13 protein-coding genes are annotated in these 12,321 nt (G+C 47.7%); 9 read left to right on the forward strand and 4 right to left on the reverse strand.

All coding sequences use genetic code 11. The annotated features are described in order from the left end of the window. The first annotated feature begins 33 nt into the window (after positions 1-33). The 7 genes from EJL91_RS24660 (at position 34) to EJL91_RS18865 (ending at position 6,665) form a co-directional block, all read left to right on the forward strand. On the forward strand, positions 34-183 hold the full coding sequence (locus tag EJL91_RS24660) for a hypothetical protein (RefSeq protein ID WP_164516888.1): 150 nt from the start codon (positions 34-36) through the stop codon (positions 181-183). Positions 184-398: 215 nt separating this feature from the next. Beyond that, a complete protein-coding gene (locus EJL91_RS18840) occupies positions 399-962 on the forward strand; it encodes a VanZ family protein (protein WP_125143505.1) in 564 nt (187 codons plus the stop codon). Continuing rightward, positions 943-1,269, forward strand: coding sequence for a hypothetical protein (locus EJL91_RS18845; protein ID WP_125143506.1), 327 nt, complete (start codon positions 943-945; stop codon positions 1,267-1,269). Before EJL91_RS18840 ends, EJL91_RS18845 begins: the two co-directional genes overlap by 20 nt. A gap of 5 nt (positions 1,270-1,274) precedes the next feature. Then, positions 1,275-3,344 (forward strand): aminopeptidase, encoded by a 2,070-nt coding sequence (locus EJL91_RS18850; RefSeq protein ID WP_125143507.1) that lies wholly within the window; start codon positions 1,275-1,277, stop codon positions 3,342-3,344. A gap of 53 nt (positions 3,345-3,397) precedes the next feature. Further along, the gene (locus EJL91_RS18855) at positions 3,398-4,687 is read left to right on the forward strand and encodes a D-alanyl-D-alanine carboxypeptidase family protein (RefSeq protein WP_125143508.1); all 1,290 of its coding nucleotides are present in this window, start codon (positions 3,398-3,400) and stop codon (positions 4,685-4,687) included. A 235-nt stretch (positions 4,688-4,922) separates the two neighbouring features. After that, positions 4,923-5,510, forward strand: coding sequence for a hydrolase (locus EJL91_RS18860; protein WP_125143509.1), 588 nt, complete (start codon positions 4,923-4,925; stop codon positions 5,508-5,510). A gap of 135 nt (positions 5,511-5,645) precedes the next feature. Continuing rightward, the gene (locus EJL91_RS18865) at positions 5,646-6,665 is read left to right on the forward strand and encodes a glycosyltransferase family 2 protein (protein ID WP_125143510.1); all 1,020 of its coding nucleotides are present in this window, start codon (positions 5,646-5,648) and stop codon (positions 6,663-6,665) included. Between the two features lie 68 nt (positions 6,666-6,733). Here EJL91_RS18865 and EJL91_RS18870 read toward each other — a convergent pair whose 3' ends face one another. The 4 genes from EJL91_RS18870 to EJL91_RS18885 all read right to left on the reverse strand — a co-directional run bounded on the left by EJL91_RS18870 (position 6,734) and on the right by EJL91_RS18885 (position 9,230). Continuing rightward, positions 6,734-7,381 carry a phosphatase PAP2 family protein gene (locus tag EJL91_RS18870; RefSeq protein WP_206429522.1) on the reverse strand — a complete coding sequence of 216 codons (648 nt, stop codon included), beginning with the start codon at positions 7,379-7,381 and terminating at the stop codon, positions 6,734-6,736. 184 nt (positions 7,382-7,565) lie between these two features. After that, the gene (locus EJL91_RS18875) at positions 7,566-8,009 is read right to left on the reverse strand and encodes a DUF2085 domain-containing protein (RefSeq protein WP_164516889.1); all 444 of its coding nucleotides are present in this window, start codon (positions 8,007-8,009) and stop codon (positions 7,566-7,568) included. Further along, positions 8,006-8,215 carry a hypothetical protein gene (locus tag EJL91_RS18880; protein WP_125143513.1) on the reverse strand — a complete coding sequence of 70 codons (210 nt, stop codon included), beginning with the start codon at positions 8,213-8,215 and terminating at the stop codon, positions 8,006-8,008. Before EJL91_RS18880 ends, EJL91_RS18875 begins: the two co-directional genes overlap by 4 nt. Before the next feature lie 46 nt (positions 8,216-8,261). Continuing rightward, positions 8,262-9,230 (reverse strand): LysR family transcriptional regulator, encoded by a 969-nt coding sequence (locus tag EJL91_RS18885; RefSeq protein ID WP_125143514.1) that lies wholly within the window; start codon positions 9,228-9,230, stop codon positions 8,262-8,264. Positions 9,231-9,520: 290 nt separating this feature from the next. Here EJL91_RS18885 and EJL91_RS18890 point away from each other — a divergent pair, with 290 nt between their 5' ends. Together EJL91_RS18890 and EJL91_RS18895 are read left to right on the forward strand one after the other, a co-directional pair. Next, complete coding sequence (locus tag EJL91_RS18890) at positions 9,521-10,912, forward strand: YfcC family protein (RefSeq protein ID WP_125143515.1); 1,392 nt, start codon at positions 9,521-9,523, stop codon at positions 10,910-10,912. A gap of 60 nt (positions 10,913-10,972) precedes the next feature. Continuing rightward, on the forward strand, positions 10,973-12,112 hold the full coding sequence (locus EJL91_RS18895; RefSeq protein ID WP_125143516.1) for an amidohydrolase family protein: 1,140 nt from the start codon (positions 10,973-10,975) through the stop codon (positions 12,110-12,112). Positions 12,113-12,321 lie beyond the last annotated feature (209 nt).

Consider the following 12,321-nt stretch of genomic DNA (forward strand, 5'->3'; position numbering starts at 1 on the left):
GAATTAGAAAACAACATGCAAGGAGTGGCCGATATGGAGAAAGTATATAAGACGATGCGCAATACGGGCATTATCAATATTGTAATTGGCAGTGTGATTATTACGGCCGGAGTGGCAACCGGAGTGATGGCTATCATCAGCGGTGCCGTGCTGCTGAAACGCAAAGCAGAGATAACATTCTAATCGTGGAACCGGAGAGTATGTTCCCCGGACTCTTTATTGTGACTTACACCGTATCGAATGAGAAACGGCAGCCCCCATTTTAAGGCTGTCTGGAATACAATGAGTGCTGCAGAGGTCTGGCTTCTGCTGAAGAGACGGATTAACCTGTCGAAGAACAGCAGAGCCCTTTGCAGTATTCTTTTTTGCCTGCCGGGGACACACCCGGATAATATGAAATGGAAAGCTCAGGCGCTGCCCGGCAGGGCAGTTGTTTATTAATGGCGGAGGCAGGCCGTAAGACCGGACTGCTATGGCCGATAGATGGGGAATATATGATTAAAAATACAAAAATGCACCAGAAGATATGTTGGATACTGTTTATCTGCTATCTGGTGGTGCTGACATATTTTATGTTTTTTTCGGATGGGTTTGGCCGTTCGGGGCATGAAGAATATGCCTATAATCTCGTTTTGTTTAAGGAAATCAAACGATTTTACAGATACAGGGAGCTTCTTGGAATGCGCTCTTTTTTGCTGAACACGGTGGGTAATGTCGTCTGTTTCATGCCTTTTGGATTTATCCTGCCGATTATCAGCCGCAGGGGAAAGAAATGGTACAATACGTTTCTGCTGAGCTTTCTTATGAGTTTTGGCATTGAGACGATTCAGCTAGTGTTCAAGGTGGGAAGTTTTGATGTGGATGATATGTTTTTGAATACATTAGGAGGAATTGCAGGCTATATCTGCGTCTGTATTGTAAGAGGAGTCAGGAGGATGGCAAGTGGCGCGTCAGACAGATAACAGAATTTCATATATCAAGAAGCCGATGGCGGAGAACAGTTTTATGTGCTTAATCACTGCGGCTGTGGGGCTGGCGCTCTGTGTGGCAGGAATGGTTTTCAGTGTCAGGAGCCAGGGGGATACGCCGCTGGGAGCCGTGGCCGCCTGTTTTTCAGGCGTGTTATTTTCCGTTGTGTCGCTGCGCTATGGATACCGTTCCTTTAAGGAACCGGAGAAGAATTATATTCTGGCAAAGATAGGGACAGTGGCTGCGGCCGCTATGGTAATTCTGTGTTTTGTAATATTACTGATAGGATTTAAGAGGTGATAAATATGAAGTATTGGGAAATGTTCAGAGAAGAGAATGAGGCAGTGGAAGAACGCCATGAACTGGCCCTGGAGAGAATCGGGCAGTTTGCAGGCGAGGAGACGGTGGAGGAACCGTACAGGGATTATTTCAGAAGAACAGCGGAATTTATTCTGATGATCCAGGATGTTTTCGTGATGCAGAATAGAGGAGGACTTGAAAAGCTGGACCTGGAAGAAATGAAGGCGCTGAACCACCGGCTCTATGAGGATGTATTGCCGGGACAGTACGGTGAGAGTTATGCGAACCCGGCTTATGCAGTGGAACGCCTGGGGCAGGATTTAGGTCAGTATCTGTCATTTTTGTACACCGAGATCCGGGGAATGATCGTATACGCCTTTGAGAGCAGACTGGCCGATATGACAATCCTGGAAGAAGTTTTCATCGAGGCATACAACCTGTTTGAAGGTGAGACGCCGGAGCTTAAGGAACTGAAAGAGATTCTCTACTATTTTGTCAGTGATTACTGCGATGTAATGCTGACCTACAGGGTGCGTGAGACACTGGATCCTTCTCTGGATTTTGCAAAATCCATTATCATGGACAGTGATCTCTCCGATCTCAGATATCTTTACCTGTTTGGGGAGTATATCTCGGAATCAGAGCATAAGGTGGCCTCATTTTTAAATTCTCTTCCGGAGGAAACCGTCAGAAAGATGGCGGACACTTATACCGAGGGACTGAGAAAGGGATTTGTGGCAAGCGGCCGCGAGTACAAAGGAAAGAAGACGGTCCAGATCCGGTATCACATCGGATTTGAGCGAATGATCCGCATGGCCGTGGAGAATTTCAGAAATATGGGCTTGGAGCCGGTCATCAGCAGGGCTGCCGTGGGAACGATCAACCGCGCTGCCACGAGGACGAACGGTTACTATGCAACGCCTGCCAACAGGCAGTATGATTACGACCACCGCTATGACAGCGCAATTTATCTGGACAAGGCGTTTAAGGAAAGAAAACTGTCGGTTCTCAAGGTGGCGTACGAAGAGTATAAGACGCTGGCAAGAGGATATGCAGGACCGGCTGTTGTGGAGACCTTCGGTGAGGAAGGTTTTGCACCGGAAAATAAGAAAGAAGCATTTGCTCTGAATGAGAAACAGGAAAAGCTGCTTCTCGCCTACGCAAATGAATCAATGCAGATTACCGATACTTATGTGCCTGGAATGGAGACCAGCTTTACCATCATTGCATTCCCGCTGCCCGAGATCGGCAGAGACTTTGAGGCGATTTTTGAGGAAACCATCAGGATCAACACACTGGACTACGAGCTTTACAGGGATATCCAGCAGTTGATTATAGATGCCCTCGATCAGGCGGAATATGTCCGTGTTTACGGCATGGGGGAGAACAGGACCAATTTAAGGATCAATCTCCGTAAACTTTCCGATCCGGATAAAGAGACAAAATTTGAGAACTGTGTGGCCGACGTGAATATTCCGGTGGGAGAGGTTTTCACATCTCCCGTACTGTCAGGGACGGAAGGCACACTTTTTGTAGGCTGTGTCTACATTGGCGATTACCAGTTCAAAGACCTCTATATGGAATTTAAAGATGGAACGGTTACAGATTACGGCTGTGCGAACTTTGCGGATGAGAAAGAAGGAAAAGCACTGGTAAAACAGGCTATTATGAAGAATCATGACAGCCTTCCGATGGGGGAATTTGCCATCGGCACCAATACGACGGCTTATGCGGTCGCACAAAAATACCAGATTCTCGATAAATTCCCGATTCTGATCGCTGAGAAGATGGGACCGCATTTTGCAGTAGGAGATACTTGCTACAGCTGGATGGAGGACTGCCCGATGCACAATCCAGACGGGAAAGAGATTGTGGCAAAAGAGAATGAGATTTCCGTCCGCAGGAACGAAGATCCGTCCGAGGCCTATTTTAACTGCCATACGGATATTACAATTCCTTACTCCGAGCTGGACCGCATTGAAGCGGTTCACGCAGACGGAACCGTAACACCTGTTATTGCAGGCGGACGCTTTGTTCTGCCGGGAACGGAAAAGCTTAATGAGCCGCTGGAATAAATGATTTTTTACCCGCATATAGTTTTCCTGAGGAGATTTTCGGGAGAGCGGGGATGAGAGATAGAATAATAAAAATTGCTGCCGCCGTATTTCTGGGGCTGTTTCTCGTGATTTTGGGGACAGACCGGAAAGCGGCGGTATTTTGCCAGGCAGCCGGGACAGGAGTGGAAACATTTCAGGAAACTGTGCAGGGGACGGAGCACGAAACCACCGGGGAGGCGGAACCCGGTCCGATATCCCAGCCGAAATTGTGCGCCCAGTCGGCAGTGCTCATGGACGCCGCGACAGGGCGCATTTTATATGGAAAAGAGGAAGCCGAGAAGAGGCCGATGGCCAGCACGACAAAGATTATGACGTGCATTCTGGCTCTGGAACAGGGAAATCTGGATGATATGGTAGAGGTGAGCTCTTACGCTGCCTCCATGCCGGATGTCCAGCTGAGTATAAGAGCGGGTGAGAAATACCGTCTGGGGGATTTACTATATTCCCTGATGCTTGAATCCCATAATGACACGGCGGTAGCAATAGCGGAGCATATTGGCGGAACGGTGGACGGCTTTGCGAAGATGATGAACCAGAAGGCCCGTGATATCGGCTGCACGGATACCTGTTTTGTTACGCCCAACGGCCTGGACGGAACCAGGAAAGAAGACGGGGAGCCCCACTCCACGACCGCCGCCGATCTGGCGAGGATTATGCGCTACTGCGTGGAACAGTCCCCGAAGAGCAGTGAATTCCTGGAAATTACGAGGACCGCGTCGCGAACAATTAGCGATGAGAGCGGAAAACGTTCCTTTTATCTTGGAAACCACAATGCATTGCTTTCGATGATGCCGGAGGCGCTGTCGGGAAAGACGGGATTTACCGGGAATGCCGGATATTGTTATGTCGGCGCGCTTAAGAAGGATGGAAGAGAGTTTACGGTGGCTCTGCTCGGCTGCGGCTGGCCTCCCCACAAGACGTATAAATGGGATGATATGAGAAAACTGGCCGGCTACGCCTTTGAAAATTACGACTATTACGAAATTTTTGAAAAAAATAAGGACTTTCCCTCGTTAAAGATAATAGACGGCAAGAAAGACGAGGTTCCCATGTCCCTGTGCCTGGGAGAAGAGGAACAGACACTGAAAATTCTGATGAGAAAAGATGAGACGCCGGACATCCGATATGAGTATCCGAAAGAACGGCCGGCTCCGGTTGAGGCCGGAACCCCGGTTGGCAGCGTTTCCTATTATGTGGGAGGCGAGCTGGTGGCGAGTTATCCGATCTATGCATCGGATACTGCAGAAAAGATAGATTTAAAGTGGTGCATTGAAAAATGTATCGGAAAAATCACCCTTTAACCGGCAGCGGCGACTTGTACATAAAATATTTTTTCACCGTCAACAAGGCTCTGAAGAATACAATAGTTTGCAGAATTTTACCGCCTCCATAAAAAGGTAAAGGATTTTATTTTAAATTGTAAGAAAAGATGCTTTATTTTGCATAAGGATTTTGATATAACTATAGGTAAGACAAATTACTCCTGCAGGTTCCGGAAGGAATGCAGGGGAAAAAGATTCAAGAGAGGAAAAAGAAATGAAAACTTCACTTAGCAGGGAACAGGCACTGGAATTATTGAAGAAATATAATAAGGAACCATTTCACATCCTTCACGCTCTGACGGTAGAGGGGGTTATGCGCTGGTACGCAGAAGAACTGGGCTATGGAGAGGATGCTGATTTCTGGGGCATTGTCGGACTCCTTCATGATATTGACTTTGAATTATATCCGGAAGAGCACTGTGAGAAAGCTCCGGAGCTTTTGAGGGAGGGAGGAGCCGAGGAGGAGCTGATTCATGCTGTTGTCAGCCACGGCTACGGTCTCCGCGTTGATACGGCGCCGGAACACGAGATGGAGAAGGTTCTATTTGCCTCTGATGAATTAACAGGTTTAATCGGTGCGGCAGCCAGGATGCGCCCCTCCAAAAGTTCAAAAGATATGGAGCTTTCCAGCTTAAAGAAGAAGTTCAAAGATAAAAAATTTGCTGCGGGCTGTTCCAGGGATGTTATTTCCAGAGGCGCGGACCAGCTTGGATGGGAACTTGACCGTCTGCTGGATCAGACAATTCTGGCGATGCGCTCCTGTGAGGATCAGGTAAACGCGGAGATGGAGCAGTTGGCTTGATTCGTTACCGCCTGGCTGTTTTGAAAGAGAGAGAAGAATACGGCAGGGAAGATATCCTGCAAATCCGTTTTTTCAGGAAGAAAAATCTGCTGTAACCAATTAAACATACAGAAAAAATAATGGAGGTAAAGACCATTGAAACTTTTATCAGTTGCAATCCCCTGCTATAATTCCGCTGCCTATATGAGGCACTGCATCGAGTCGCTCCTTCCGGGAGGAGATGAGGTGGAGATCCTGATTGTTGACGACGGTTCCACGAAGGACGATACGGCGGAGATTGCGGACGAATATGAGAGGCGTTATCCGGGTATCTGCCGTGCCATCCATCAGGAGAACGGCGGACACGGTGAAGCGGTCAACGCCGGCCTGAGAAATGCCTCCGGTGTTTTTTTCAAGGTAGTGGACAGTGACGACTGGGTCAATGAGGAGGCCTACCGTGAGGTTTTGAAAACCCTGCGTAAGTTCTGCCATGACAATGTCACCCTCGATATGCTGATTACAAACTTTGTATATGAGAAGCAGGGCGTGAAGCGGAAGAAGGTCATGAATTACAGGACCGCTATTCCAAAGGAAGAGCTGATTGACTGGAGCGGAGTGAAGATATTCATGCTGGGCCAGTATATCCTGATGCATTCCGTTATCTACCGCACGGAGATGCTGCGGGAGTGCGGCCTGGAGCTTCCGAAGCATACATTCTATGTGGACAACATATTTGTGTACCAGCCGCTGCCGCATGTGAAATCCATGTATTATCTGGATGTCAATTTCTACCGGTATTTTATCGGAAGGGAAGACCAGTCGGTGAATGAAGCGGTTATGATCGGCCGTCTGGATCAGCAGATCCGTGTGACAAAGCTGATGCTTGGATATTATGACGTCATGAAGATGACCAACAGGAAACTCCGCAGATACATGATCCGCTATTTGGAGATTATGATGACGGTTTCTTCGATTCTGGCCATCCGCTCCGAGACGGAGGAGAACCTGGCCAAGAAGAAAGAGCTGTGGCAGTATCTGAAACAGAAGAACCTGGGGCTTTATATCAGGCTCCGCTGGGGTTTTCTCGGCCAGGGTACAAACCTGCCCGGCAAGAGCGGCAGGAAGGTGTCGATTGCCTGCTATAAGATCACACAGAAGTTCTATGGATTTAATTAAAGGAACCAATTATAAAACCCCCGGCAGAATCATTCCTGCCGAGGGTTTTCGTTTTCGGTTGTTTGATATTAACGTATGAATTCCGGTCTTGTCTCTTCCGCACTGCTGCCTGCATAAGCCAGAGGATAAATCGCTCCGCACAGGAGAACTGCGCCGACCACATCGATGATGGAGTGCTGTTTTAAGAATACGGTTGCCATACAGATGGAAACCATCAGGATGAAGGACAGTACCCGTACGGCTTTGTATTTCTTCAGGCTTTCACTCTTCATAATTGCAATATGTGTTCCGATAGAGTTGTAAACGTGTACGCTCGGAAATACATTAGTACATGTATCAGTCTGGTAGAGCATCGCGACCATCCCGGAGAACACATTCTTATTCGGGTCTATTACAGGCCTGAAATCGGTGCCGTTCGGGAAGAGGGTGCAGATTAAAAGGCTGAGTGTCATGCCTGTAAATAAAAAGATACAGAGCCGGTAATAATCTTCTTTGTTAACAAAAAAGAAATAAGCGATGGTAATGGCCACATATGCAAACCACAGGAAGTAGGGGATGATAAAATATTCATTGAACGGGATATAATCATCCACCACGGAATGCATGATATGGTAATGCTTTGTAATGGTCTTCTCAAGGTATATGAACCATGGCAGATAAATAAAACCATATCCAAGTATCCAAAGGTGTCCATACTTCTTTAGGAAATTCTTCATAAAATCACCTTCCATAGTATTGGAATTTTTTTAGGAATATTAACACTTTTTTAACAAGTCTCTCAACTTTGACTGATTATAGCACACTCTCTGGACGACTTCAAGGGGATTTAGAAAAGGTTAATAAAATTTAAGGAAGCTAATGGTTTCCTTACTTTATTCTTCCAATTTAAAGATATGCCGGTTACAGTGGTTTATGTTGTTTATAAAATTTTAATAAATGGAAGGCGGGAGGACGGGCCGGAGTTGGTTGGCATGGAGAAAGTGTGGAACCCGGATATCGTACAAACAGTTTCACAGTCCGGAATACAACAGTCGTAAAAGCAAATCCGTAAAGAAATCCGGTTATAACCCGTTTTAAATTATTCGACCGGTAAGAGGTAAAATACTGCAGGATCCCGTCAACGGCCATAGGAAGCATGAAAAGAGAGACTTCATATTTAAAAGTATAAAACGGCGCTGCTGCGATTGCCGCAATATGGCCCAGGGCAATACCCGTGCACCTGGCGCACAGGGGAAACTGGTAATCACCCAGGAAAAAGCTGCGCTGGGGCATCTGGTGGCAGCCGCAGTATTTTTTGCACCACTGCATTGAATTGATCCAAAGCTGATCCTGATTGAAATTCATGCCCGGAACTTCTTTCCGCAGTGTGGGCAGACCCAGAACGTGGTGGAATTGATCTGTTTGCCTTTTCCGCAGGCGCCGCAGAGGATTCCAATCGGCCCGAGCAGAAGAGCGCCGCAGCATCCTTTTCCGGCCGAAAAATCCTTTCCCGATGAAGTTACTTCTGTTGTGATCTGACAATTCTCATTTCCGCATTTCGGACATCTCATTTATGTACCTCCTGAATGTACTGTATATTATGCTGTGTCATTTTGGTTAACGATTCTCCGCAGGGGAGATGGAGTCTGAATAGTCTGCAAATATTTTCTGCGTGATTGCAATGAAATCTTCTGCGTATCTGGGAAGCGGATAGTCGTTTCTGTGTGCCAGGCAGATCAGATTCTCCGGCATTTCATTCAGAATAGGGCAGGTAATAAGGGAGTCTCTATCGGGATTACCAAGCCGCTCTGTCTGATAAATCAGAAAGGGGGAGATGATTCCGACCCCGTAGCCGTCTCTTGACATCCGGTAAATCAAATCCTGGTGGTTGCTCTCCATGATAATGTGGGGGTGTATCTGGTTGGAGAGAAAAAACGCATCAATATTCCTGCGCAGCCGGTTCCCAGAGGCCAGCATGATAAAAGGCAGCTGGGCAATCTGGAGCAAGTCGACGCCCTGCCGCAGCGAGTCTGCCACCGCCTCCGGATGTTCGGGATAGTGCTTTTGTATCAGCGAATAAGGGATGCAGCAAAACAGGCGGTCTTTAGCCAGTGGCAGCAGGGTGACATTGGGCCTTGCCGCGATATTAAGTCCCACATACAGATCAATATCCCCTTTTTGCAAAAGCTCTGCATAGGTTTGTGAGGCGCCGTCCGCAATTGAAATATCAATATTGGGATGCAGGCGGTGAAATTCCTCCCAGATTTTCGGGAAGAAGACCTGGCAGCGGAGCCTCGACAGGCCGATGGAAAAATGGCCTTTATAATTGGAAGAGAGATCGGCAAAGTCGGCCTCCATCCGGGCATGCGTATTCAGAAATTGACGGGCATAGAATACCATGCTGTCCCCGGCCGGCGTCAGATGGAGCGATGGGCGGCGGCAGAAAAGCTCTACATTGTATTCCTCCTCCAGCCGTTTAATATGACCGCTCAGGGCCTGCTGTGAGATAAAAAGCCGTTCGGCGGCTTTGGTAAAATTCATCTCTTCCGCGGCGATCAGAAAATATTCCAGACTCTTTAAATTCATCGATATTCTCCTGTTCAACACAAGTATGCTGCCTGATTGGCAACACAACAATCTTCTTGTCAAAATAACAATTTTATACTGTTTGTAATTGGTATATTTACTATGATACCATATGCTTATCGGGGAAATCAATCTAAATGCATGGAAATTGAGGACGACAAAACAACCGCAGACTATCGAATGAGATAGAACGGAAGCTTAAAAATGAACATCATAAGAAGTAATATCAGGAGAAGCAAATACTAGCAGAAACAAATATCAGCAGAAACAAATACCAGGAGGGGACTGCGATGAAGCAGAAAAAAGAGAAGAAGTTATTTAAGATGCCTAATATTTTTATTATAATACTGGCGCTGTGTGTGATAGCGGTAGTGATGACATGGATAATCCCGGCGGGAGAGTATTCAAGGATTCAGAATGCGGCAGGAAACACAGTCGTGATACCGGAGGAGTTTTCTTTTATTGCGCAGCATCCGGTCAATCTTTTTATGATACCGTCCTATCTGGTGACGGGAATGAACAGCATGGCCGCGACCATTTTTTTCGTAATGATTATCTCGGGCGTGTTCCAGGTTGTAATTGCAACCGAGACGTTTGACGGACTTACGATGACGGTGGCCAGGAAACTTCAGGGGAAGGAGAAGCTGATTATTCCGATCCTGACGATTCTCTTTTCCCTGCTTTGCACGACCCAGGGTATTAATACGCTGATTGGTTTTACGCCGATTGCGGTTTTACTGATGAGGGGCGTTGGATTTGACGCTATGACCGGTGTGGCGACGGTTATCCTGGGAGGCGGCATCGGCTTTAGCTGCGGTGCGCTGAATCCCCAGACGACGGGAATCGCCGATGTGATAGCGGAACTTCCTTTGTACTCCGGAGTGGGCTACCGGTTTTTCTGCATGGCGGTGCTGCTGGTTCCGACCTGCATCTACATTATGCGCTATGCGGAGCAGGTAAAACGGAATCGGACGGTCAGCTATACATATGAACTGGAACTGCGGGAGAATGCGGAAGCAATTGATTTGAGCGGCAGGGCATCGCTGAATTTCAGGCATGTTCTGATACTTCTTACCGTCATCGGCGGTTATATCGCGGTGATGTACGGTTCTATCCGGCTTGGCTGGGGCGTCAACAATCAGTCGGCGGTATTTATCTGGGTACTATTTATCGTGGCGGCCTGCTCGGGAATGAAGGCCGATACGGTCATCAAAGAATTTATTAACGGGGCCAAGGGAGTCGTGTTCCCTCTGATTCTGATTGGAATGGCTTCGGCAATTTCCAAAATACTGACAGACGGTAAAATTATGGATTCCTGTGTGTACTATATTGCCGGAACACTTCAATTTCTGCCGGCGTCTCTGCAGAGCCTCGGCATGTATCTGGCCCAGATTCTGGTAAATTTTGTAATCGTATCGGGCAGCGGGCAGGTTGTGGTGACGATGCCCATTATGACTCCGGTTGCCGATATTATCGGCCTGTCCAGGCAGACAGCTATTCTGGCATTCAATTTTGGAGACGGATTTCTGACTCACATCCTTCCATGGTCGGGAGCGGTAATGAGCGTTATCGGCGTGGTCAATGTGGACTTTACACAGTGGTTTAAATTCGCCTTTAAGATTGTCATGCTGTGGGCGGCTATCGGGGCGGTTTTGGTGATGCTTTCCCAGTTCATCTGGTAGCGTGTGAAACTTTCGACACAGGAATGTGACGGGAAAATATGGGTAAGGGGGAGACGTAAGATGTATGATTTGATTTTGAGAAACGGCCAGCTGACCGATCCGGAAAATGGGCTTGACGGGGCCGGGAAAGATATTGGCGTGAAGGACGGCAGGATTGAAAAGATCGCTCCCTCCATCGGGGAGGGGGGCCTGCATGAGATCGATGTTTCAGGAAGGGCGGTGCTGCCGGGACTGATTGACTTCCATGCCCATTTTTACGCGGGAGGAACCCTGACCTCGCTTCACGCTTCGTCCTATCTGTCTACCGGAGTAACCGGAGCCGTGGATGCGGGAAGCGCCGGAGTATCCAATTTTGAAGCGTTTCTCAAAAGCCTCACGGAGCGGGAGCGGAGAAACTGCAGAATGTACTTAAACGTGGCGTCTGAAGGTTTAAGCTGTCTGGGAAGCCATAATGAGAACATTAACCCGGCTTACTTTGACAAAAGCAGGATTTTAAAAATGTGCAATACGCACCGGGAACAAATCATTGGCCTGAAGATACGGATCAGCAGTGAGATTGCAAAACAGAGCAATACAACCAGCTTCGATGCCCTGCGCGGCGCTGTGGAGGCGGCAAATGCATGCGGGCTTCCACTTTCAGTCCATATGCCCGATTTCCAGGGATCACTGTCTGAACTGATCGATATTCTGCGGCCAGGGGACATTTTCTGTCACGTGTTCACACCGCAAAAGGGAATTCTGGAAAATGGCAGTGTGTCCGGTGAAATGATCAGGGCCAGGAAAAAGGGGATCATACTGGAATCGGCATGCGGAAAGGGCCATTTTGGCCATGAAACCGCCAGAAAGGCAATGGGACTGGGACTCCTCCCAGATTTGATTTCAGGGGATTTTACCAGAAATACGTTTCTCTATGAACCGGCCTTTTCCCTTCCTTATCTGATGTCGCGTTTTATGGCGCTTGGGATGACCCTGCCTCAGGTGACGGCCTGCTGCGCATCATTTCCAGCAAAACTGATGGGAATGAAGGGGGAAATTGGCTGCCTTAAGGAAGGCGCGAAGGCGAACCTGTCTGTATTTGAGAGAAGAAAAGGTGAATTCATGTTTACCGATGTCCTTCACGACACGGTAACCGGTTCGGAAATGCTCTGTCCGTCCCTGACGGTTCTGGAAGGGGAAACGGTATATAGAGCTCTGGCGTAAATTGATAGATTAGAGAGATATATAAGAGAAATCTTGTTATCACGTATCGGACAGGGTCAGGATTTGTATCAGCCCCGCTGTCATCAGGCAGCGGGGCTTTAGACGTTTGGAATAAAAGGGAATCGACAAAACAGGCCAGTAATCACAATATAATTATTGGGAAAAACTCAAAATTATGCTGTTAGACATTGTCTATAGAACGTGATACG

This window comes from Clostridium transplantifaecale (genome assembly GCF_900626075.1).
GTDB classification, from domain to species: Bacteria; Bacillota; Clostridia; order Lachnospirales; family Lachnospiraceae; genus Otoolea; species Otoolea transplantifaecalis.

Excerpts from the sequence above, each read along its gene's own strand:
- EJL91_RS24660 (WP_164516888.1), top strand. The coding sequence starts at position 34 with ATGGAGAAAGTATATAAGACGATGCGCAATACGGGCATTATCAATATT.
- EJL91_RS18840 (WP_125143505.1), top strand. The coding sequence starts at position 399 with ATGGAAAGCTCAGGCGCTGCCCGGCAGGGCAGTTGTTTATTAATGGCG.
- EJL91_RS18850 (WP_125143507.1), top strand. The coding sequence starts at position 1,275 with ATGAAGTATTGGGAAATGTTCAGAGAAGAGAATGAGGCAGTGGAAGAA.
- EJL91_RS18855 (WP_125143508.1), top strand. The coding sequence starts at position 3,398 with ATGAGAGATAGAATAATAAAAATTGCTGCCGCCGTATTTCTGGGGCTG.
- EJL91_RS18860 (WP_125143509.1), top strand. The coding sequence starts at position 4,923 with ATGAAAACTTCACTTAGCAGGGAACAGGCACTGGAATTATTGAAGAAA.
- EJL91_RS18870 (WP_206429522.1), bottom strand. The coding sequence starts at position 7,381 with ATGAAGAATTTCCTAAAGAAGTATGGACACCTTTGGATACTTGGATAT.
- EJL91_RS18875 (WP_164516889.1), bottom strand. The coding sequence starts at position 8,009 with ATGAATTTCAATCAGGATCAGCTTTGGATCAATTCAATGCAGTGGTGC.
- EJL91_RS18880 (WP_125143513.1), bottom strand. The coding sequence starts at position 8,215 with ATGAGATGTCCGAAATGCGGAAATGAGAATTGTCAGATCACAACAGAA.
- EJL91_RS18885 (WP_125143514.1), bottom strand. The coding sequence starts at position 9,230 with ATGAATTTAAAGAGTCTGGAATATTTTCTGATCGCCGCGGAAGAGATG.
- EJL91_RS18890 (WP_125143515.1), top strand. The coding sequence starts at position 9,521 with ATGAAGCAGAAAAAAGAGAAGAAGTTATTTAAGATGCCTAATATTTTT.
- EJL91_RS18895 (WP_125143516.1), top strand. The coding sequence starts at position 10,973 with ATGTATGATTTGATTTTGAGAAACGGCCAGCTGACCGATCCGGAAAAT.